Annotated in this window: 19 protein-coding genes and 1 riboswitch; of the genes, 9 read left to right on the top strand and 10 right to left on the bottom strand. The window is 38.4% G+C overall.

Annotated elements, in window-relative coordinates:
- Window positions 1–133: 133 nt before the first annotated feature.
- The 4 genes from ACQKN2_RS17190 to rpoN form a co-directional block, all read right to left on the bottom strand.
- On the bottom strand, window positions 134–1,465 hold the full coding sequence (locus ACQKN2_RS17190) for an aspartate aminotransferase family protein (protein ID WP_427416024.1): 1,332 nt from the start codon (window positions 1,463–1,465) through the stop codon (window positions 134–136).
- A 468-nt stretch (window positions 1,466–1,933) separates the two neighbouring features.
- Window positions 1,934–3,580: a sigma-54 interaction domain-containing protein gene (locus ACQKN2_RS17195; protein WP_427416025.1), complete on the bottom strand. Its 1,647-nt coding sequence runs from the start codon at window positions 3,578–3,580 to the stop codon at window positions 1,934–1,936.
- Between the two features lie 222 nt (window positions 3,581–3,802).
- Complete coding sequence (locus ACQKN2_RS17200; RefSeq protein WP_427416026.1) at window positions 3,803–5,218, bottom strand: amino acid permease; 1,416 nt, start codon at window positions 5,216–5,218, stop codon at window positions 3,803–3,805.
- Between the two features lie 515 nt (window positions 5,219–5,733).
- Window positions 5,734–7,071 carry an RNA polymerase factor sigma-54 gene (gene rpoN, locus ACQKN2_RS17205; protein WP_427416027.1) on the bottom strand — a complete coding sequence of 446 codons (1,338 nt, stop codon included), beginning with the start codon at window positions 7,069–7,071 and terminating at the stop codon, window positions 5,734–5,736.
- 581 nt (window positions 7,072–7,652) lie between these two features.
- Here rpoN and ACQKN2_RS17210 point away from each other — a divergent pair.
- From ACQKN2_RS17210 to ACQKN2_RS17230, 5 genes are all read left to right on the top strand, one after another.
- The gene (locus ACQKN2_RS17210; RefSeq protein WP_323650443.1) at window positions 7,653–8,807 is read left to right on the top strand and encodes an acyl-CoA dehydrogenase family protein; all 1,155 of its coding nucleotides are present in this window, start codon (window positions 7,653–7,655) and stop codon (window positions 8,805–8,807) included.
- Window positions 8,804–9,880 carry an acyl-CoA dehydrogenase family protein gene (locus ACQKN2_RS17215; protein ID WP_427416028.1) on the top strand — a complete coding sequence of 359 codons (1,077 nt, stop codon included), beginning with the start codon at window positions 8,804–8,806 and terminating at the stop codon, window positions 9,878–9,880. The genes ACQKN2_RS17210 and ACQKN2_RS17215 overlap by 4 nt, the downstream gene beginning before the upstream one ends.
- Before the next feature lie 66 nt (window positions 9,881–9,946).
- Complete coding sequence (locus ACQKN2_RS17220) at window positions 9,947–10,753, top strand: enoyl-CoA hydratase/isomerase family protein (RefSeq protein WP_427416029.1); 807 nt, start codon at window positions 9,947–9,949, stop codon at window positions 10,751–10,753.
- A 20-nt stretch (window positions 10,754–10,773) separates the two neighbouring features.
- Entirely contained in the window at window positions 10,774–11,916 is a 1,143-nt protein-coding gene (locus tag ACQKN2_RS17225; RefSeq protein WP_427416030.1) for a CaiB/BaiF CoA transferase family protein, read from the top strand.
- Window positions 11,917–12,264: 348 nt separating this feature from the next.
- Window positions 12,265–13,032, top strand: coding sequence for an IclR family transcriptional regulator (locus tag ACQKN2_RS17230; RefSeq protein ID WP_427416031.1), 768 nt, complete (start codon window positions 12,265–12,267; stop codon window positions 13,030–13,032).
- Window positions 13,033–13,092: 60 nt separating this feature from the next.
- Here the strand turns inward: ACQKN2_RS17230 and ACQKN2_RS17235 are convergent, their stop codons facing one another.
- From ACQKN2_RS17235 to ACQKN2_RS17250, 4 genes are read right to left on the bottom strand one after another with little or no spacing between them, the layout of a single operon-like run.
- Entirely contained in the window at window positions 13,093–13,659 is a 567-nt protein-coding gene (locus tag ACQKN2_RS17235) for a 5' nucleotidase, NT5C type (protein ID WP_427416032.1), read from the bottom strand.
- A 16-nt stretch (window positions 13,660–13,675) separates the two neighbouring features.
- Complete coding sequence (locus ACQKN2_RS17240) at window positions 13,676–14,761, bottom strand: FAD-dependent monooxygenase (protein WP_427416033.1); 1,086 nt, start codon at window positions 14,759–14,761, stop codon at window positions 13,676–13,678.
- Window positions 14,758–15,867 (bottom strand): bifunctional diaminohydroxyphosphoribosylaminopyrimidine deaminase/5-amino-6-(5-phosphoribosylamino)uracil reductase RibD, encoded by a 1,110-nt coding sequence (gene ribD / locus ACQKN2_RS17245; RefSeq protein WP_427416034.1) that lies wholly within the window; start codon window positions 15,865–15,867, stop codon window positions 14,758–14,760. Before ribD ends, ACQKN2_RS17240 begins: the two co-directional genes overlap by 4 nt.
- Window positions 15,868–15,882: 15 nt before the next feature.
- Complete coding sequence (locus tag ACQKN2_RS17250; RefSeq protein WP_427416035.1) at window positions 15,883–16,614, bottom strand: GTP cyclohydrolase II; 732 nt, start codon at window positions 16,612–16,614, stop codon at window positions 15,883–15,885.
- Between the two features lie 270 nt (window positions 16,615–16,884).
- Here ACQKN2_RS17250 and ACQKN2_RS17255 point away from each other — a divergent pair, with 270 nt between their 5' ends.
- The 4 genes from ACQKN2_RS17255 to ACQKN2_RS17270 all read left to right on the top strand — a co-directional run bounded on the left by ACQKN2_RS17255 (window position 16,885) and on the right by ACQKN2_RS17270 (window position 20,829).
- Window positions 16,885–17,520, top strand: coding sequence for a TrkA C-terminal domain-containing protein (locus ACQKN2_RS17255; protein WP_427416036.1), 636 nt, complete (start codon window positions 16,885–16,887; stop codon window positions 17,518–17,520).
- Window positions 17,521–17,802: 282 nt separating this feature from the next.
- Entirely contained in the window at window positions 17,803–19,002 is a 1,200-nt protein-coding gene (locus ACQKN2_RS17260) for a quaternary amine ABC transporter ATP-binding protein (RefSeq protein ID WP_427416037.1), read from the top strand.
- Window positions 18,995–19,849, top strand: a complete 855-nt coding sequence (locus tag ACQKN2_RS17265) for an ABC transporter permease (protein ID WP_427416038.1) — start codon at window positions 18,995–18,997, stop codon at window positions 19,847–19,849. Before ACQKN2_RS17260 ends, ACQKN2_RS17265 begins: the two co-directional genes overlap by 8 nt.
- Window positions 19,850–19,953: 104 nt before the next feature.
- Window positions 19,954–20,829, top strand: coding sequence for a glycine betaine ABC transporter substrate-binding protein (locus ACQKN2_RS17270; protein WP_427416039.1), 876 nt, complete (start codon window positions 19,954–19,956; stop codon window positions 20,827–20,829).
- A 308-nt stretch (window positions 20,830–21,137) separates the two neighbouring features.
- Here ACQKN2_RS17270 and ACQKN2_RS17275 read toward each other — a convergent pair whose 3' ends face one another.
- Entirely contained in the window at window positions 21,138–21,452 is a 315-nt protein-coding gene (locus tag ACQKN2_RS17275) for a multidrug efflux SMR transporter (RefSeq protein ID WP_323650424.1), read from the bottom strand.
- Window positions 21,452–21,793 carry a DMT family transporter gene (locus tag ACQKN2_RS17280; protein WP_427416040.1) on the bottom strand — a complete coding sequence of 114 codons (342 nt, stop codon included), beginning with the start codon at window positions 21,791–21,793 and terminating at the stop codon, window positions 21,452–21,454. The genes ACQKN2_RS17275 and ACQKN2_RS17280 overlap by 1 nt, the downstream gene beginning before the upstream one ends.
- 179 nt (window positions 21,794–21,972) lie before the next feature.
- Window positions 21,973–22,070, bottom strand: a riboswitch (guanidine-I (ykkC/yxkD leader).
- Between the last annotated feature and the right edge of the window lie 6 nt (window positions 22,071–22,076).

Genomic DNA, 22,076 nt, shown 5'->3' on the forward strand with positions numbered 1-22,076 from the left:
AGAAGGGACTTAAAACAGCATTCATCTCACCATCTATAGAGGTGGGAGACTTCTGTACCTGTCGCTACGCTTTCGGTACAAAAGACATTTGCAGCTGACGCTTTGCTTTACCAAAACACTTGACTGAAAGAAGTTAAATATTTTTTTCAACAATTGTTTTACGTATATGGTCAAATGTCTCGTCTAAAATACGTAACATTTCATCTAGCTCTACTTTTGATAGAATGAGAGGTGGAGAAAAAACAACTGTATCTTGATCATACGTGACCGTTCGTAGGATCAATCCTCGTTTCATCGTCTCTTGTACAAAGATTGGACTAAGAGCAGTCTCAAACAATTCACCCGTCTCACGGCTCTTCACTAATTCAATGGCTCCAAGTAATCCAAGCGTACGCACACGGCCGATAAAGCTATATTTTTCTTGCAGTGCTCGGAATCCTTCTAACAAGGCTTCCCCCATGTTTGCAGCATTTTCAACGAGATTTTCTTGCTCAATGATTTCTATGTTTTTCAATCCAACTTGGCAAGCGAGTGCATGACCGCTGTAAGTATATCCGTGCATGAATGTCCCTTTTGAAAGTTCACATAAATCTTGATGAATTGTTTCGGAGATCGCCACACCACCAAGTTGAACATAACCACTTGATACGCCTTTAGCGAAAGACATCATATCTGGCACTACCCCGTAATGTTCCATACCAAAGAATTTCCCTGTACGACCAAATCCGGTAATAACTTCATCTGCAATGAATAAAATACCGTACTCATCACAAATTTTTCGCACTTCTTTAAAGTAATCTTTTTGTGGAATATTAACTCCCCCTGCCCCTTGTACAGGCTCAGAAATAAATGCCGCCACAGTTTCAGGACCTAATGCTTCAATCGTTTCACGTAAATTACGTGCGGATTCGCTGTAAACATAGTGGAAATCAGGGGCGTGTGAATTGGTAAAGTCACGAAATGCTTGTAAGCCTGTCGCACTTGTAGCCCCCATAGCTACACCATGGTATGAATGTGTACGAGAAATAATTTTTTGACGCTCTGGCTGCCCTTTTAGTAACCAGTAATGACGTGCTATTTTAATCGCTGTATCATTCGACTCTGAGCCGCCTGAAGTGAAAAATACAGTATTTAAGTCTCCCGGAGTTAAGGATGCGATTTTCGTCGCTAAACGAATGGCTGGTTCATTGCTAAATGATCCGAAGCAGGAACTAAATGCTAATGTAGAAATTTGCTCCTTCGCCACTTCAGCAATTTCTTTACGGCCATGCCCGATATTTACATTCCATAAAGAAGACATGCCATCAATGTATATATTTCCTTCTATATCTTTTAAGTAAATGCCATTTCCCTCTGTAAAAATGGCTGCTGGACCTTGTGTTTGCTGTTGCTCAATCGACGTTGTTGGGTGTAGAAAATGTTTTTGATCTAACGTTTTTAACTCTTCTTTTAGTTGAATTGTCATAAATGCCAACCTCTTTTCGTTTATAATTTCATACATTTTTTTAATAGCAATTCTCATGCCAACTAATGAAAAAATTCTTTAATGCGTTGTAATCTTTTTGACTCATTTCTAAAAGAAAGGAATGATTTTGTTAAAATGTATGCCAATATTATAAGTTGATTGGAGTGGAGGCTGGGCGACTCCTCGGGGATCAGCGTCACAGATGAGACCCTGGAGCGAGCATCGCGAGTGAAGCGGCTCATCGGACGCCCCCAGGAAAGCGCCCAGCCGGAACGGAAATCAACCCCCACGTTATGAAATGTAAACAAAATGAAAAAGAGACACTTTCTTGTTTGAAAATGCCCCTTTCCCTCTAATTCAATTAACAAATTAATGATGCATCTCAGCATTTTCCTCGTATTAATTAGCAAATATTGCGATATTACATCTTATTGTGCATGAATGAAATTTTGATGCAAAAATACATCATTAGTCCTTATATGAAATTTGTTTCGTTAATTGCAACTTTTGTATTTTACGTACCAATGTTGATTGATCACAGCCAAGTGATTTAGCAGCCTGCCGGATACTCGGAAATTTAGATAGAGCTTCCTTAATAATCTGCTTTTCAAACGCGACTACTTGCTCCTTTAACGTACCGCTAAACTTCGGTGTTACAATTTGTTCCTGGATGTTTTGTATTTCTAGAGGATTTTCTAAATCACGTATAATAATTGGGTTACTATCTAACTCTTGTTGCACAATATACGCTGTTATTTCTGGCTGCGTTGCTAGCAAGCAAATACGCTCCACCATATTTTTAAGTTGACGTACATTTCCTGGCCAATCATAACCCTCTAATATTTTCATTGCAGATGATTCGATTGTTCGATGGATACCATATTTTTCTTCAATAACAGCTAAAAAATGGTAGACTAGTGGGATGATATCTTGACGACGATATCTTAAAGGAGGAATTTCAATCGGGATAATATTTAAACGATAGTATAAATCCTCACGAAAATGACCTTGCCTCACCATTTCAGCTAAATTTCGATTTGTCGCAGCAATTATGCGTACATCAATTGGGATAGGCTTTCCACTGCCTAAACGCTGAACCTCAGATTCTTGGAGGACACGTAATAATTTCGCCTGAAGTAGTAAGGGCATCTCTCCAATTTCATCTAAAAACACTGTACCACCAGACGCAATCTCAAATAACCCTGCCTTACCACCTTTTGCTGCACCCGTAAATGCTCCCGCCTCATAGCCAAAAAGTTCAGATTCTAATAAATTCTCAGGGATTGCACTACAGTTAATCGTTAATATTTGCTTATCGTTACGCCGGCTATTTGCATGAATAAGCTTTGTAATCTCTTCTTTACCAACGCCCGATTCGCCACCAATTAATACAGTTGAGTCTACCTCTGCAACTCTCATAACCCGCTTTACAACCTGCATCATTTCTGAAGACACAGCGATTAAACTACTTTTTGTTGTTTCTTTATTATGTAGGGCATGCAGCTTATTTTTAAAATTCTCATTTTGAACTTCTAATTTTTTCACTTCTTTCTCTAACAGTTTTAATTGTGTCATATCACGTGTAATTGCTACTACGTATTGTAATTCACCGTATTCATCAAATATTGGCTTACCAGAAACTAAGAAACATTTTCCATTAATAAACGTCTGCAAAATCGTTACTTTTTCTTTTGATTCAATTACTTTCATCGAAATGGAATCACTCATTAATCCTTCAGCGATAACGTCTTTTGCATATCTCCCCATTAAATCAATGCCAACAATTTCAATATCAATATCATTTTGAAATAAAATTTTGCCTTCGCTATCGCATACTGTAACCCCATCGGATATGGAGTTTAATACTTTTATGGACAATGGGTTCATAAAATCTATATAGCTATACTGCATGAATGGTTTTGCATAAAATAAGGTACCTTGCGAAGTTTCTAAAACATGAATAAAATAGTCTTCTACCTCAAAGGTTTCCGCCCCTTTACTATATTTTTTTATTATTTTTTCAAGAAGCTCTATTTGGATATCACTTTTAATCATTACCTCATCATTTTTCACAATAAAAAAATGCTCATCTTTATGTAGTTGAGTTATCGACATCTAGATCACTCCCTCTCGAACTTTAAATCTTTATCGATTAACAGTTGTACTGGTTTTATAAACCCTTTTTCCTAATTAACACACCTTATCCATTCATACAAAAAAATCCGCTCTTTCTACGGGGCATCTATACGCCGCGAAAGAACTTAAAGCATCCTTTAAGTTCTTTCGCGGCCTGATATCTCGCAGGAATATCGCGAATTTTTTGTATTTTATAGAATTCTACTCTGAGGCTAGCTTTTCCTCTATTTGCTCCGTAGGTCTTGTCGACAGCTTTCGCATTATCATGAACAACACAATTGAGCCAATCAATACTAATGTACTTAAATAAAATTGTGAACGTAAAGATTCGATGAGAGCCTGGCAGAAATAAACGACTGTTAAAATACCAATCGTGACATACGATAGATATGGAAATAGCCACATTCTAATCGATAATGCCTCATCTGAAACTTTGTCATAATGACGTCGGAAACGAATTTGTGAAATAGCAATGAAAATATAAACTGCAATCATTAATCCTCCAACGCAATTCCCCAAAAAGTAGAAAATAACTTCAGGTGAAATGAAGTATAACATCGCACAAATATACGCAACTACCGTACTACCAATAACAGCTGGAACAGGCACACCTCGATGATTTTTAATTTGTGAAAATATTTTTGGTGCATCACCTTGACGCGACATTTCTAGTAACATACGTGAGCTTGTATAAAGAGCGGAATTTAAAACAGAAATTAATGAAATAAAAATGACTATTTGAATAAGTTGAGCAGCAATTGGAAGCCCTGCCATTGTTAAAATATTTGCATAAGGCGCTGCCAACATTTTTGTATCATTCCAAGGTATAAGTAAAACCATAATAGCTACTGAGCCTACAAAAAATAAACCTAATCGAAAGACAACATTACGAATGGCACGGACAATATTTTTCGCTGGATTTTCTGACTCTGCTGCAGCGATGGCTGCAACCTCAGCACCACATATCGAGAATATAACAAAGACAATTGACGTAAAAATCGGGACAATGCCATTTGGTGCAAATCCACCAAATTCCGTTAAAATACCTAATCCCTTCGGTTCAGAATTTGGCCAAATCCCTAAAATCATGGCTATACCAACAATTAAAAATACAACAATAGCCGTAACTTTAACAAAGGAAAGCCAATATTCAAATTCACCAAATGATTTTACTGAATAAATATTAACGATTGTCATCAATAACGTTACGCCTACGCTTCCAAGCCATGTTGGTATCATCGGAAACCAATTATGCAGCATTCCCCCTATGAGTGCTGCTTCCAACCCCACAATAAATACCCAGCTTGCCCAATAAAGCCAACCTACTGTAAACCCTGCCCATGGACCAATATACTTCCCTGCATATGAAGCAAATGAACCTAACTCTGCCGAACCTCCTGATTTCTTCCCTAATACAATTTCTCCAGCTGCCATTTCCCCAACCATTTGCATGATCAGCACTATGAGTAAGCACGCAATTGCATATGAAACCACCGCTGCAGGACCGGTACTTAAAATATTTTTTCCTGTCCCTACGAAAAGCCCTGTACCAATAACCCCACCAATGGAAATCATTGTAATATGTCGTGTTTTCAGTGATTTTTGCAAAGTTCCCATTAAACCACCCCTTTGTGTTTTATGTAGACATTTACTAGCCCCTTTTCTCTACTTTAATGTCTACAGTTTAATGAGCAATTCTGATGCCAAACTTATTCAATTATTAAAAATTTCAAAAAATATTTGTCTGTAAATCTATTGTTCATAGGTTTTTCTAATCCAGTAATTTTAAGGCTCATAAGCAAAGCGTGAGGTTGATTTCCGTTCCGGCTGGGCGCTTTCCTGGGGGCGTCCGATGAGCCGCTTCGCTTCGCTGCAGGGTCTCATCTGTGACGCTGATCCCCAAGGAGTCGCCCAGCCTCCACTCCAATCAACTCATATATGGCATACGTTTTAACTTCTTTTCAGCGGTTGTCTAAACATCCTCATCTCATAATTTTGGTGAAAAGATATTTTTCAGCACCAAATGTTTGCTGTGCGAAAGCGTAGCGACAGCAACAACAAATCTTTTCATATGCGATTTTCAAGTTTTGATGCAAAAATACATCAATGACTATTCTTTTACATCATCTTTCCTATCCATATACCCGATTAAAGGAACTCATAATATTCATTTCTTCCCTATACTTCGCTACTGTTCGTCTGGATATTTGAATACCTTCCACACTCAAAGTATTTTTAATTTGCTGATCAGTTAAAGGCTTTTGTTTATCCTCTCCCTCGATCAACTGTTTGAGCCGCTTTTTAATATACATAATTGAATCCATTTTTCCAGAAATATTCATTACTCCTTTTGTAAATAACGATTGTAAAGCATACACACCATGAGAGGTTTTTATATATTTCCCACGCACTGCTCGGCTAATCGTTGATACATGTAGACTTAAATTATCCGCTACATCTTTTAACCGCATAGGCTTCAATGCCTCCATACCTTTATGGAAAAAATCTTCTTGCAATTCCACTAGCAATCTAGCTAATTCGTACAGTGTTTTATCACGTTGTTCAATTCCTTGTAATAATAAAAGTGCATCTTTCATTGTATCTTTGAAATATGCTTTACAATTCGGATCATTTTTTAGTATTTCAACATACTGTTTATCGATAGAAACGATTGGTAAATATCCACGATTTAATTTAATCAGCCATTCCTCTCCTAACCTTTCTACTTCGACTTCTGGCATGACATATGGTATCGCTTCGAATTGATTTCCTATCATCACTGGATTTAAATTCTTTATATAGTCGACCGTTTTCTTCACTTCATGTAGAGACGTTTTATACTTTTTACTTAACTGTTTAATAGCCTGTGCAGCCACTAGCTCTAAATCCGTTTCGATAAATCGAGAGGCCAATTTTGGTGCAAGCCCATCACTGTCTACCTGAATGAGTAAAAACTCCTTATAATTACGTGCCCCTACTCCTACTGGCTCGAAAGTTTGAAGTAAGTCCACTAATGCCTCTACATGCATAACATCCGTTTTACATCTATTAGCGACAACTTCTAAATCAACATCTAAAAATAGACGTTCATCTAAGGATTGAATTAAAAACGTTAAGATTTTTAAATCTATAGAAGATAGATTTTTATGCATAGGTACTTGTTCCAATAAAAACTGCTCATAGCTTTCTTTTACAGCAAACTTCATCTCAATCGGGTCAAATGAATGATGTTGAGACGCATAATATTGCGCAGAATAACTCTTATCAGAATAGCTTGCTAATTGCATAATTTCCTCATAATGCATTTTCACCTTTGCATCCGTGACAGTTAACAGTGGATTTTCGTTAGCCTTTTCATAAATATACTGTTCTAGCTCATTCGTAGTATATTGTAGTATTTCCAAATGCTGTACTAATTGTGGTGATAAAACTTGCATTATTTTTTGGGAAGTTTCGATAGCCATTTGCATACCCCACACCTCCAAAACAGAATTTTCTACATAGTAACATGTTTATTCTGTATTTTCCCATTTTTTAATCAAATTTTTATTTTTTATACATAAAAAGCCCGGGATGATATTTGTTAAAATGTATATCATTTTACAAGTTAATTGAAGTGAAGACTGGACGCCCCCAGGAATGCGCCCACTCGGAACGAAAATATCAACCTCATGCTTTGATGATAAGCATTCAAGTGGAAATTTCTAACAGATTTTACCCTATCACCGAAAGTTTTGGGATGACATTTTGCTAAACCGTATGCAGTATATATAAGTTGATTGGAGTGGAGGCTGGCCGACTCCTCGGGGATCAGCGTCACAGATGAGACCCTGCAGCGAAGCGAAGCGGCTCATCGGACGCCCCCAGGAAAGCGCCCAGCCAGAACGGAAATCAACCTCACGCTTTGGTAGTAAGACTTAAATCTTCATCACTCCCCTGTAAAATTTTCTAATAATTCCAAAAAAGTAATTGACTACACTTGTAAGTGAACATAAAATACACATATACGGTAATAGTTACCACATTACGGTAAAACTTAAGGAGTGATCAAATGTTTCATTTACCAACTGTGCAGTTTACACAAGAACAGGAGCAATTTCGCTTAGATGTTCGAACGTTTTTACAGGATGAATTAGCAAAAGGAACCTTCACGCCTAAATGTGATTCTTGGCTTAGTGGAGATGATCCTGAATTCTCTAAATTAATCGGTCAAAAAGGTTGGATCGGCTTAACTTGGCCTAAAAAATATGGCGGCCAAGAGAGAAGTACTATCGATCGATACATTTTAACAGAGGAATTTTTAGCCGTTGGTGCTCCAGTTGCTGCACATTGGTTTGCCGATCGCCAAACAGGACCCCTTCTTTTACGTTATGGAACAGAAGAGCAACGTGACTATTTCTTACCTAAGATTGTGAAAGGTGAATGCTACTTCGGCATAGGTTTGAGTGAACCGAATAGTGGTTCTGACCTCGCTTCGGTCAGCACACGTGCTGAAAAAGTAGATGGTGGATGGATTGTCAACGGTCAGAAAATATGGACGAGTAATGCACACCTATGCCATTATATGGTCACTTTAGTGCGCACAAGTCCTTTTGATGGAAAAAGTAAACATGCCGGGCTCAGTCAGTTGATTGTCGATCTACATGCGGAAGGTGTAACTGTTGTTCCCATCAAATTTTTAACTGGTGAACATCATTACAACGAAGTGTTCTTTGACAATGTTTTTGTACCTGACAATATGGTTGTTGGAGAGGTCGGTAACGGCTGGGCTCAAGGATTAGCAGAGCTTGCCTTTGAACGCAGTGGTCCAGAGCGAATATTGAGTACTTTCCCATTAATCGATGAGCTTATTCAAGAGTTAAAGCGCCAAAATAATTTAGATGGGTTACAGCAAGCGTCTAAAATAGTAGCTCGTCTTTGGGGTTTACGTAATTTATCAATTGGCGTAGCTCAACTTCTAGAATCCGGTAATGGTGATGATGTATCTATTCCTGCAGCACTTGTGAAGGCACTCGGTACGAAATTTGAGCAAAGTATTCCTGAAATCACACGCTTAATCGTACAGACTTACCCAACGCTTGACGCGCATCGTAAAATCGATCGCTTTATGGCTGAATCCATTTTACATGCACCAGGTTTTACTATTCGAGGAGGAACTTCAGAAGTACTGTATGGCGTTGTAGCGAAAGGGGTTATAGCACAATGAGTGAAATGAGAGACATGATCGTTGATGTTGTAGAGCGTATGTTAAAAGAAAAAGTTGATAAAGATTTAGTGGATACAGTGGAACAAGGTAATTGGGCACCAGAACTATGGGAACTGTTTAAAGAAAATGGAATGACTGCTGTAGCTATTACAGAAGAAAATGGCGGTGCAGGTGGCGACATAGAGGATTTATTGAATATTGTTCGTTTAACTGGAAAATACGCTGCACCGATTCCATTTACAGAAACAACATTTGCAAATTATTTATTGCAGTTTACGCAGTTACAAATAATTGAGGATTTGGCGACGTATATGCTTTGCCCTAACCAAGCCTTTACGTTAGAGAATGGCAAATTAACGGGAGAGGCGATTCAAGTCCCTTGGGCACGTCATACAAAACACCTAGTGACACTTGCCCATAGCACGGAAGGCACACATCTTGTAGAAATAGATTTAAGCCAAGCTGAAATTAAGCTAGGTACGAATTTAGCAAGCGAGCCGCGTGATACCGTGATATTCCATCATGCTACGGCTTCACAAGTATCTGCTGTGTTATCTCCTGATAAGGTACACACTATAACAACACTCAATTCTGCGTTTCAATTAGCACTGATGACTGGTGCTATTGATAAAATAAATGACTTAACTATTCAATATACGAAAGAACGTGAGCAATTTGGTCGACCGATTCATCGCTTTCAGCTCGTTCAACAGCATATTGTAAATTTAGCTGGTGAAACAGCAATCGCTCTCGCAGCATTTAATAATGTTACAGAAGCCCTTCAGATGAACAGTCAACATAGTGAGGTTGCGTACGCTTGCATTCGTTTTGAAGAAATTATTCAAGCAGTGACAACAATTGCGCATCAAGTACATGCTGCAATTGGTACAACACACGAACATAGTTTGCATCAATTTACACGCAGACTTTGGTCATGGCGCGATGAAGGGGCCAGCACCTCTTATTGGACTCATTTTGTCGCAACACAATTATTAGAAAATAGCGGAGATAGCCTATGGGGCTATTTAACTTCGTTCAGCGCAAGCTCGCCACTTCTTAAAGTGGAAGGATAAGGACGGCAATAATACAAAGTTTGAATTAATCGAAAACTACTAATGACGTGATAAGGAGTGTTATCAATGACTGATTTACTTTTTGAAGTGCGAGACCATGTTGCCACAATTACATTAAATAGACCTGAAGCGTACAATGCTTTTAGTGAAGAGATGATCTCTAAATGGATTGAAGCCCTTGAAAATGTCCGTGATTCAGATGATATTCGTGTCGTTATCGTAAAAGGGAATGGAAAATCATTTTGCGCTGGTGGGGATATTAAAGCGATGCAAGCCGGTGAAGGATTTTTCCAAAGCGAGGACGATATCTCTTCAACAGGTTTAGCACGCAAAAATTCTCTTTGGAAAAAGATTCAGCGTATCCCCCTTCTCCTTGAAGAAATTGATAAACCCGTTATTGCACAAGTACATGGATTTGCAATGGGCGCAGGACTTGATATGGCCTTAATGTGCGATATTCGAATCGCAGCAAAATCTACAAAGATCTCAGAAAGCTATATTAACGTTGCGATCGTGCCGGGCGACGGTGGTGCTTATTATTTACCAAAATTAATCGGCATCGATCAAGCATTGGACATGTTCTGGACAGCTCGTGTATTAACTGCTGATGAAGCGAAAGACAAAGGTGTTGTGACATTTGTTGTAGAAGACCAAGAGCTTGATGAATACACATTGAATTATGCAAAGGAACTAGCAAGTCGTCCAACTACGACATTGCAATTCATTAAGCGCGCTGTTTATCAAAGCCAACGGATGGATTTACGTACTGCCCTTGATTACATTTCATCACAAATGGCGATTGTCACAGAGCTAGATGATTTTAAAGAGGGTGTAAACGCAGTTGTAGAAAAACGTAAGCCTGTTTATAAATGACGTGTTTAGGAGGAAGAACAATGCAACCTCTTGAAAATATTCGAGTGTTAGATTTATCTCGTGTTTATGCTGCCCCTGCCGGCTCCATGATGTTGGCAGATTTAGGAGCAGAAGTAATTCGTATAGAACATCCAAATGGCTCTGATAGCATGCGTGATTGGGGGCCATTTGTAAATGGTCAAAGTACGTATTATTTATGTGCCAATCGCAATAAAAAATCGATTACATTAGATTTAAAGACAATAGAAGACAGAGAAAAATTTAAAGAACTTGTCAAAGATGCTGATGTCGTACTCGAAAATTTTAAGACGGGTGACATGGAGCGAATGGGGCTAAGCTATGAGGAATTAAGAAAAGTGAACCCTAGAATTATTTATTGTGCAGTAACAGGATTCGGTCAAACTGGTCCACTTGCACATGAACCAGGCTTCGATCCAGTTATTCAAGCAATGAGTGGTTTAATGCATGTCACTGGTTCAGCTGAAGGAGAAGCGACCAAAGTTGGTGTCCCTATTGCCGATATTTTAACCTCTAATTATGTTGTCATTAGTATTTTAACCGCTTTACGAATGCGCGATCAAACAAATACAGGGCAATTTATTGACTTAGCTTTATTAGACGTTCAGATGAGTAGTTTAGCAAATGTAGCAAGCGCGTATTTAAATACAGGCTTTATCTCAGAACGCCTAGGAAATCGTCATAATAATGTTGCGCCATATCAAGTATTTCACTGTGAGGATGGTCCCTTAATGATTTGCGTCGGTACAGATGGACAATTTAAAAAGTTTTGCACGATGTTGAAACGTGAAGAATGGGCTAATGATCCACGTTTTTTAACAAACACGATGCGCAAGCAACATGAAGCGGAGCTAGTTCAGATGATTACTGACATTACTATGACAAAAACACGGGATGAATGGATTACCCTATTACAACAATACAAAATTCCAGGTGGACGTGTGAACACAATTGCTGAAGCACTAGAGCAACCTCAGTTCATTGCACGCGACATGATTGGTGAAATAGAGCACGAACAATATGGTACGATCAAATTCATCAAAAGCCCGATAAAGTTCTCTGATTCACCTATTCAATATAAATTAGCACCACCGATACTCGGAGAACATACGAATGAATTCCAAAAGTCCACTCTACAAAAATAAAATTGCGCTATAATAATAGTAAATTTGATAGTTCATCACCGAATGTTTGGACAGCATTTTGTTAAAACGAATGTCATGTGAATAGTTGATTGGAGTGGAGGCTGAGCGACTCCTTGGGGATTAGCGTCACAGATGAGACCCTGGAACGAGCACCGCGAGTGAAGCGGCTCATCGGACGCCCCCAGGAAAGCGCTCAGCCGGAACGGAAATCAACCACACGCTATGGTGATGAGCCAATTTTATCTTCATTAAAAAAATGTTTTTATGCTCAAAAAAATAACGGCATGTTTAGATGAAGATAAATCCTCCGGCATATGTCGAAGAGAATTTTATTACGTAGGTGACGGGATGAATCAAGAGATTTTCGAAAAAAACTATACAATGTCATCGCTGCACAAAGCTATTAAAGTGTTAAAAGCTTTTTCAAAAGATGAGCCTAGCCTTTCCCTAACTGAGTTAAGTAAAAAAACAGGGATCAGCATTTCTAGTTTGCAGCGCTTCGTTTCAACCTTTGTGTACGAAGGCTTTCTTCACAAAGATGAGCGTACTAAGCGCTATCAATTAGGTCATTCACTTCTTTATTTAGGAAATTTAGTAAAAGAAGAATCAAGTCTTATTATTGTCGCAGATCCTATTTTAAAAAAGCTAAACGAAGAAATAGGCGAAAGTGTTTCCATGAATATTATTGACGGATTGGAGAGACGATGTATTTTAAACTATGATTCAACATATCCGCTTTCTACGAAAATGTTTGTAGGTGACACCTCTCCCTTATATGCAGGTGCATCATCTAAAATATTACTCGCATTTATGCCAGATGTTGAAGAATATGTAGAGAATATAAGCTTTGAACCTATCACTGATCAGACAATACTTTCAAAAGAGCAGTTGTGGGGAGATTTACAGCAGATTCGTAGTAAGCGCTTTGCGAGAAGCAATAGTGAGCGTGTACGTGGAGCATGTTCTTTATCCGCACCGATTTTAAACGCTTCCAACCAAATAATTGCATCCGTGTCACTCGTTATACCAGAAGTACGATATAGTGACTATGATGAAAATTTATTAATTGAATCCATTCAAAAAATCGCGGTAGATATTGAAAGGCAACTTCATTAAGGATTATTAACACGAAAAAAAAGATTGGTACAGCGAGGATTACGTTGTACCAATCTTTTTTTATTGTTTTCGTACCAAACTTCCAAAATCATGCCATTGATTTAAGCGTGGCAGTTCAACATGCTGATTATAGGATTGATTTTTTAAAATTACTTTTGTCTTCACATCTTGTAGTGTTTCTAATACAGCTGGTTTATCATCCACATAAACATCTAAAGCTAGCTCTTTAATGATCGCCACTTTCTCTGTGTCCTGCATTCCGCAGAAAAAATGACCTTCTGTAATTGGAAAACCTTGTGCTTTCATCCAAGCTTGTGTTTGTTCACAATACTGTTTTGGACGTGAAGTAATATAATAAATGTCATGTCCTTGCTGTGCCAAAGTTTGAAGTGTCTCGAGTGCTCCCTCAAAAGAAGGACAATCCGTAAAATAAATTTCCTCTAATGAACTATTCCACATTGCTGACCCTTCAGCATCTGTTAATCCAAAAGGTTCATGAATTTCAACTCTTTGCAAAGCTTGAAATGCCTCTAGTGCAACATTTTTACCAAGTTTTTTATTATAGAGCGCAAAGGCATGTGCTCGTAAATCAATAAGTGTATCATCTATATCAAAGCCAAATTTCATCTTGTTTTTCTTCCCTTCAAGAAGCCTTGTTGATGAAGTTAGCCGCAAATGTTTGTTCTTTTTCAATTTGTGTCGCTAATACTTCCTCAATGGCTTGCTCGCGCATTTGTTGAAAATCTTGTACGTTAAAATGAACAAGCGTATCTTTATTTAATAGTGCAGCAAGACAATCTGCATCCTTAAGAGCACTATTGAGCCCAAATGCCCCAGTTGGAGTCATCGTGTGAACAGCATCCCCTAATAGCACAAGCCCCTTTGTCCCCCAGCAGTTACAATGACTACTGAATACGTCTAGCAATACAAAGTCTTGCCAAGATCGTATATGTTCCTTAACAGTATCGGATAGTTCCGGAAATTGCTCTGAAAGCTGTTGGATAAATGGTGTAAATGCATTTTTTCTAAGCTGAGGAAAACTTCCTTGTTCAATATTCCAGCCAATTTGAATGAACCCACCTACCTGCGTAAACAACGATAGCTGTTTATTATCTATTAATGCCATTTTAATCGATGGCTCCCATCCGTAGGGTGCAGGAATTTTTGCCCACAATAAATCAAAACCATGCTTATGCTTTTGAATTTCAATGTGCGCTTGCTTACGAATCGTAGAGTAACGACCGTCAGCACCGATAATTAACTGACTACTAATTTCAATTATTTCCCCATTTTTTGATGCAATGACCCCCGTATATCTACCCAAAGAATCAACTATGAGCTTCGTTACCTTCGTATTCAGGAGACATGAAAAGTGCGGAAAATGCTGTGTTTCTTGTAAAATTCCCTTTAATAGATTTGCTTGCGGCACATGAATTCCTAAATGGCCTACAGTTTCATCAGGAACAATAGTTTTAAATGCTCTACCTTCTGTGTAATATTCAAGCTTTCTCATACGTAGTATGCCGAGTGCCTCGACTGCATCAAAAAGTTGATGATTTTTTAAAACAGTTTCGCCCTCTTCATTTAAATGCTCACCGCGAAATGCCTGCCCTAGTGCTGCGTTTTGTTCCAGTAGTATTACGGAAAGACCTTTTTTCGCTAGTAAGTGCGAAAGAAGTGTTCCACCTGGCCCAGCCCCTACAATACAAACATCTGCTTGATAATTCACTTTTCTTCACCTATCTTTGGGTAAGCAATGATTCGTAAATCTTGCCCAACCTGCTCAAACGAAGCAAATTCTACATCCCAAGCTTCATCCATAGAAGATGGATTTTGACCAGCAATCGGTGTTAAAGATAAACGACCGCCGAGAATCTTTGGCGCTATGTAAATTACATATTTGTTAATAGCACCTTGCTGTAAAAATGAAGAGTTGATCGTACTTCCACCCTCTACTAAAATATCCGTAATGCCATATTGATATAGTTTTTCAAGCATATCATCAACAACAAGCCCCTCAGATGCATGTCGAACTGGCAATACAGTTACGCCTTTTTCCTCAAATGCCGTTATTTTTTCTGGATTGGCATTCTCACTACATACAATAATTGTTTTCGCTTCTTCTACATTTAGGACATTGGCATGTGCCGGTGTACGAAGTGAGCTATCCATAATAATGCGTACTGGATTTTTTCCGTAATCTTCTTTTAATCTTGTCGTTAAGGATGGATTGTCAGCTAAAACAGTCCCAACCCCAACTAAAATACCATCCACTTCATGACGAATTCGGTGAACATCCTCACGTGCTGCCTCACCAGTTACCCACTTGGAGTGTCCCGTATGGGCAGCTATTTTCCCATCTAAAGTCATCGCATATTTTGAAATAATAAATGGTCGTTTTGTTAGCATATTGTGAATAAATCGTTCATTTATACGGCGAGCTTGTGCTTCTAAAACACCCACCCCTACCTCAATACCCGCATCTCGTAACAACTGAATACCACGTCCAGCAACAGCAGGATTGGGATCTTGCATCGCTACAACAACACGACTAACTGCAGATTCCTTCACTAAATTTGCACAAGGAGGTGTTTTTCCATAATGCGAACATGGCTCAAGAGTTACATAAAGTGTAGCACCTTTCGCATGTTCTCCAGCCATACGGAATGCATGCACCTCTGCATGCGGTTCACCTGCTTTTCTGTGTAAACCCGTTCCAACAATTACACCGTCTTTTACGATTACAGCCCCTACTAGTGGATTGGGATTCGTATTTCCTTTTGCACTAGCTGCTAAATCAAGTGCTAGCTGCATATATTTTTCATCTGTTGTCATCGTCGTTTCCTCCACTCACTTCTCTTCGCGCAAATGTCCAGATTTCTCTACTTTCGTGTCTAAATAAAAACGATTTGTCTCCGTTAATCCTCCCCATAATGGGACATGTCCTTCTGCTGCTAAACCATGCGCCTGTAATGCGGCAAGCTTCTTCGGATTATTCGTAATCAGTGTAACTGGTTTTGAACGCAGTGCAGCTAACACAGCCATGGCATCTTCATAAGAACGGGTATCGTCTGAGAAGCCAAGTGCATGGTTTGCTTCAACCGTATCTAACCCCTCTTCCTGTAATAAATAAGCAAGCGATTTCGAGAATAGCCCGATTCCACGACCTTCATGATCTGCTAAATAGAAAATAGCACCGCAGCCATGCTCAACAATCATTTTCATCGATTCATGTAATTGATAACCACAATCACAGCGCTGGCTTCCAAAAATATCACCTGTATGACAAATGCTATGCATACGAATTAAAGCATTCTCTGCATGTGCAAAATCTCCATAAACAAGCACTGATGACTGTTGTAAAAATGCTAAATTTGCAGATGATAATCCATCAATAATTTCTTCTTTCGATTGATTTGCCCCTACTTTTAACCAGTTATACCACTGAAATGTCGCAGAAAATTCACCCTGTGTTACCGGTAATTTTACTGGACCAACTAGGCAAATGCTTTCAGATTCAGATTGCTTCACGATTGTCATTTTGTCTTTCACTATATCCAAAACTTTAGTAGTAATTGTCATATTTTCTCCAACCTTCTATTGTTTAACAGCTAGCTTCTACTAACTGAGCACTTGTATTTTCACAACACTTACATAACGTAACCTAGTTTATAATAATAACTAATTACTGTCAAACTACAGCTCTTATTCTATTAAAAATAATTAATTAGAAACAAAAACTGCTACATTACGTTGTAATCATATACTAATAGCTTATGGAGGTGCTATTTTTTCTGTGCAGGCTAGTCTATAATAAGCTGTGGTAACCGTAATGACGAAAGGAAGTTAAGAATGCAATTTGAAAAAAATGTTCAGGTGAAGCAGCCAAAATATCAACAAATAGCTGTCGACCTAGCCTCAAAAATCGTGGAAAGAAAATATAGAATTGGCGATAAAATTTACGCAAGATCTTCTCTAGCTAGCCAATACAATGTCTCTTCGGAAACTGCAAGAAGAGCGATTGCCGTTTTGCAAGACTTGGAAATTGTGGAGGCAACTAAAGGTAGTGGGGTTATTATCATCTCATATGAAAAGGCTGCATATTTTGTCCGACAATTCCAGGATGTTCAATCTGTCCATGAACTACAACACGAGCTTATGACTAGCATTCAGAAGCAGCACCAAGAATTAATAAATCTACAGGAAAAGACTAAACAACTTATTAGTCGAACTGAACATTTCCGATCCGTCAATCCATTTATCCCATATCAATTAGAGATGACAGCTGAAAGCCCTTGTATCCAACAAACAGTACAGGAATTAAATTTTTGGCAAAATACATCTAGCACGATTGTCGGAATTCGTCGTAAAAATGAATTATTTCTATCACCTGGTCCATATGTGTCTTTGGAAGAAGGAGATATCCTTTACTTTATAGGTAATGATGAAAGTTTCGCTCGAGTTCAGAGCTTTTTATATCCAAATTAAAATCCGCTTAAGCGCTGATATAACAGCGTTTAAGCGGATTTTTTGTTATTTGTCGATTTGACAGAAGTAACAACTCTTTGTTAGGGTTAAGTTGTTACTTGTTTATATTTGGGTATCAATATCCTCAAATAGTATTTATCTTCATTCAGTGTGTGTCCAAACGCCTACTGAAATAGAAGAACTAAGCCTAAAAATGTCACAGACAGTGGCAAATTATCTGTGCGTAAGTAAAGCAAACCATTTACGCCAAGGCGAAATTGATCTACGAAAGGAGTGGTTCTATTGGAAAAATTAAAAGTGGAGCATGTTTCTAAAGTTTTCGGGAAACATATCCCCCAAGCATTAGAACTCGTCAAGCAACAAAAAAGCAAGACTGATATCTTAAAAGAAACAGGGGCAACTGTTGGTGTATACGATGCAAGTTTTACAGTAAATGAAGGTGAAATCTTCGTTATTATGGGACTATCAGGGAGTGGGAAGTCAACACTTATCCGACTTTTAAACCGTCTTATCGAGCCTACAAGTGGAAATATTTATATCGACGGAGAAAATATTTCTAAAATGGGTAAAGAGAGTTTACGTAATGTAAGAAGAAATAAAATGAGTATGGTCTTTCAAAACTTCGGTTTATTCCCCCATCGTACACTTCTTCAAAATACTGAATATGGCCTTGAGATTAGAGGCATCTCTAAAGAAGAACGACAAGCCAAAGCAGAGCAGGCTCTCGAAAATGCAGGCTTACTTGCTTATAAGGACCAATATCCGAGTCAATTATCAGGTGGTATGCAACAGCGTGTTGGATTAGCACGTGCACTTGCAAACGACCCTGAAATATTACTAATGGATGAGGCTTTTTCTGCACTCGATCCATTAATTCGTAAAGAAATGCAAGATGAGTTACTCGATTTACAAAGCACAATGAAAAGAACAATTTTATTTATCACTCACGATTTGAATGAAGCATTACGTATTGGTGATCGTATCGCTATTATGAAAGATGGCTCAATCATTCAAATTGGTACTGGAGAAGAAATTTTAACAAATCCCGCAAATGATTATGTTAAAACCTTCGTAGAAGACGTCGATCGCTCTAAAGTATTAACAGCTGAAAATGCCATGGTTCGACCTGTATACGTCAATGTAGATGTAGATGGACCGACCGTAGCACTTAAACGAATGCGCGAAGAAACGGTTAGTTTACTAATGGCTGTTGACAAAAATCGACATTTAAAAGGCTATATTACTGCTGACGACGCACGGGCTGCAGCTAAAAAACAAGAACAAACGGTACATTCAATTGTTCAATCCGAAATATTGACCGTTCCACCGGATATGCTTTTACAGGACATTTTAGGCATGATTCATAATTCTCCTACTCCTATTGCAGTTGTAAAAGATGAGCGCTTACTTGGTGTTCTCATCCGGGGCGTTGTCATCGAAGCACTTTCAACTAGCGATGAGGAGGTAGTTGAACATGAATAATTTTTTAGACAATATCCCAGCTATACCAGTGGGACCGTGGGTAGAATCAGTTATGGACTGGTTGACGAGTAATTTTTCAATGTTTTTTGACTTGATTCAAAAAAATGGAAAACTACTCATGAATCAGGTCACTGATTTATTAGTTAGCATTCCTCCGATCATTCTTATTTTACTTATTGTCATTTTTGCCTTTTTCGTTACCGGCAAAAAATTCGGACTTGCAACGTTTTCATTACTTGGTTTGTTATTTATCTATAATCAAGGCTTATGGACACATCTTATGGAAACAACTACGCTCGTGCTCTTCTCAAGTATCATCTCAATCATTTTAGGTATTCCACTTGGCATTCTAATGTCTAAGTCAACAGTAGCTGAAAATGTGATTAAGCCAATACTCGATTTCATGCAAACAATGCCTGGTTTCGTTTACTTGATTCCTGCCGTTGCCTTCTTTGGTATCGGGATAGTACCTGGCGTATTTGCATCCGTTATTTTTGCCTTACCACCTACTGTACGTATGACGAACCTAGGAATTCGCCAAGTACCAAAAGAATTGGTAGAAGCTGCGGATTCATATGGTAGTACCTCAAGACAGAAACTATTTAAAGTGGAAATCCCTCTTGCCAAATCAACTATAATGGCTGGGATTAACCAAACTGTTATGCTATCACTTTCAATGGTTGTAACTGCTTCAATGATTGGTGCACCTGGTCTAGGACGCGAAGTATTAACTGCACTACAACGTACACAGGTCGGAAATGGCTTTGTTGCAGGTTTAGGTCTTGTTATTTTCGCCATTGTTATAGACCGCTTAACGCAAAGCTTTAATAAGAAGAAAGCCGTATAGAAAAACAAGGGAATTTATTAGCGAAGTCTTAGTTTTTCACTTTCACAGCTAAGATTTATGTTTTGTAGTTTTACAAAACTATTAATATATGAAGGGAAGATTCGATGAAACTGAAAACATTAACTAAATTAGGAATGGCTTTAGGGCTTGGCTTTTTGCTAGCTGCATGTAGTGGGGATGATTCAAGTAAGAGCGATGGTAACTCAAAGGACGTCGATTTAGCCTACGTTGAATGGGACACAGAAGTTGCTTCCACTAATGTAGTTGGGCAGGTGCTAGAGGATTTAGGTTACAATGTAACATTAACACCACTCGATAATGCAATTATGTGGGAGGCTGTTTCAAAAGGGGACGCAGATGGTATGGTTGCTGCTTGGTTACCAAATACACATGGCCAACAGTATGAAAAATATAAGGATGATCTTGATGAGCTAGGCGAAAACCTTGCTGGTGCCAAAATAGGTCTAGTAGTACCAAGCTATATGGACGTTAAGTCAATTGAAGATTTAAAAAATCAAGCAGATCATACAATTACAGGTATCGAGCCTGGTGCTGGGATTACAGCTGCTACAGAAAAAGCTTTAGATGAATATGATAACTTAGCAGATTGGAATCTATTAACATCTTCATCTGGTGCTATGACAACTTCTCTTGCTAAAGCGATTAAAAATAAAGAAGACATCGTCGTAACCGGCTGGTCTCCTCACTGGAAATTCGCTAAATATGACCTTAAATATTTAGAAGATCCAAAAGGAATTTTTGGTGGAGAAGAAACAATTAACACATTCGCTCGTAAAGGGTTAAAAGAAGATAAACCAGATGTATATTCTGTACTAGATAACTTCCATTGGACTTCAGAAGACTTAGAGAGCGTTATGCTAGAAATTATGGATGGCAAAGACCCCAAACAAGCTGCTAAAGATTGGGTTGAAGCCAATGCAGACAAAGTTGCTGAATGGACGAAGGATGTAAAAAAATAATTTTTAAAAATGGACGGACAACTGACGAAAGGTTGTCTGTCTTTTATTAATGGCTTTTCACATTTTATTTGAAGGACATTAAGGCTACTCTATAAAAATTTTTCTCCGTAATGAACAGAATACGATTAATTAACGTCTACTAAGTAAATTTTTATATCTCCTAAACACCACAAAAAAATCAAATATTTGAATATATTAAACAGCTTTTTTTAAAGCAACAGCGAATTTTTGCCGTTGAGTAGGATAAAAAAACACCCGCAACGATTAGACCGCTGCGGGGTGACTATTGATAGTATTAATACTATTAACTAAGATAATAATTTCAAAGATATCGCTGCCCCTAAAACAAGAGTAATGCAAACAATACGTCTCCAATCTTTGGATTCATTGAAAAACAACATACCGAGTAATGCACCACCCGCCGCTCCAATTCCTGTCCAAATGGCATATGCGGTACCCATCGGCAATGTTTCCATGGCATATGCAAGACCAGCAAAGCTCAAGGTAAATACGAAAATCAATAACATCAAATTTTTAATACTTTTAGTATCATTATATTTACTAATCATATAAACACCCATCATCTCACATAGCCCCGCAACTACTAATGCAACCCATGCCATTATTCATTCACCTCTTTCTCTTTAGGATCCCCGGTCACAAGCTTTAATCCGACGACCCCTGCAAGTAAAACGACGATACATAAAATTTTAGCTAATTTCCATGGCTCTCCGAACAGTAAGCTATCCGCACACACTGTACCCGCTGTCCCCAAGCCTACGAACACTGCATAAACAGTGCCGACCGGTAAGCTTTCTCCAGCCTTAATTAGTAAATAAAAGCTAATAAAAATTGCAATAGCAGTACCAAGCCATTCAACTACACTTCCTGCATGCTTTAAACCTATAACCCAACCAACTTCAAAAAAAGCAGCAATTACGACACTTACCCATTGTTTGTTCATTGCGAATTCCTCCATTTTATTGTTAAACACGGATATTGAGGGTTTTCTGACCTACCTGATCACTTCTTTGACCTACCCGAGCACTTCACTCTGTCTACCCCTGAACTAAGATTTTTCTTTAACTCCCTTCCCTCAGTAGCCAAATAAAAAAAAAGCCTAAGAAACACTGCGTAAACAGTATCTCCCAGGCTTTTATCCTTCCGTGTCACAAAATCAATTTTGTGGTTTTCTCTCGGACCAGACCAGCATTTGCTACGGAACCCTAGAAAACTATCATATTTGA

The organism is Lysinibacillus sp. NPDC093688 (assembly GCF_050280145.1).
GTDB classification, from domain to species: Bacteria; Bacillota; Bacilli; order Bacillales_A; family Planococcaceae; genus Lysinibacillus; species Lysinibacillus xylanilyticus_B.

Bases quoted from the DNA above. Each gene is read 5' to 3' on its own strand.
- ACQKN2_RS17190 (WP_427416024.1), bottom strand. From the start codon at position 1,465: ATGACAATTCAACTAAAAGAAGAGTTAAAAACGTTAGATCAAAAACAT.
- ACQKN2_RS17195 (WP_427416025.1), bottom strand. From the start codon at position 3,580: ATGTCGATAACTCAACTACATAAAGATGAGCATTTTTTTATTGTGAAA.
- ACQKN2_RS17200 (WP_427416026.1), bottom strand. From the start codon at position 5,218: ATGGGAACTTTGCAAAAATCACTGAAAACACGACATATTACAATGATT.
- rpoN (WP_427416027.1), bottom strand. From the start codon at position 7,071: ATGCAAATGGCTATCGAAACTTCCCAAAAAATAATGCAAGTTTTATCA.
- ACQKN2_RS17210 (WP_323650443.1), top strand. From the start codon at position 7,653: ATGTTTCATTTACCAACTGTGCAGTTTACACAAGAACAGGAGCAATTT.
- ACQKN2_RS17215 (WP_427416028.1), top strand. From the start codon at position 8,804: ATGAGTGAAATGAGAGACATGATCGTTGATGTTGTAGAGCGTATGTTA.
- ACQKN2_RS17220 (WP_427416029.1), top strand. From the start codon at position 9,947: ATGACTGATTTACTTTTTGAAGTGCGAGACCATGTTGCCACAATTACA.
- ACQKN2_RS17225 (WP_427416030.1), top strand. From the start codon at position 10,774: ATGCAACCTCTTGAAAATATTCGAGTGTTAGATTTATCTCGTGTTTAT.
- ACQKN2_RS17230 (WP_427416031.1), top strand. From the start codon at position 12,265: ATGAATCAAGAGATTTTCGAAAAAAACTATACAATGTCATCGCTGCAC.
- ACQKN2_RS17235 (WP_427416032.1), bottom strand. From the start codon at position 13,659: ATGAAATTTGGCTTTGATATAGATGATACACTTATTGATTTACGAGCA.
- ribD (WP_427416034.1), bottom strand. From the start codon at position 15,867: ATGACAACAGATGAAAAATATATGCAGCTAGCACTTGATTTAGCAGCT.
- ACQKN2_RS17250 (WP_427416035.1), bottom strand. From the start codon at position 16,614: ATGACAATTACTACTAAAGTTTTGGATATAGTGAAAGACAAAATGACA.
- ACQKN2_RS17255 (WP_427416036.1), top strand. From the start codon at position 16,885: ATGCAATTTGAAAAAAATGTTCAGGTGAAGCAGCCAAAATATCAACAA.
- ACQKN2_RS17265 (WP_427416038.1), top strand. From the start codon at position 18,995: ATGAATAATTTTTTAGACAATATCCCAGCTATACCAGTGGGACCGTGG.
- ACQKN2_RS17270 (WP_427416039.1), top strand. From the start codon at position 19,954: ATGAAACTGAAAACATTAACTAAATTAGGAATGGCTTTAGGGCTTGGC.
- ACQKN2_RS17275 (WP_323650424.1), bottom strand. From the start codon at position 21,452: ATGGCATGGGTTGCATTAGTAGTTGCGGGGCTATGTGAGATGATGGGT.
- ACQKN2_RS17280 (WP_427416040.1), bottom strand. From the start codon at position 21,793: ATGAACAAACAATGGGTAAGTGTCGTAATTGCTGCTTTTTTTGAAGTT.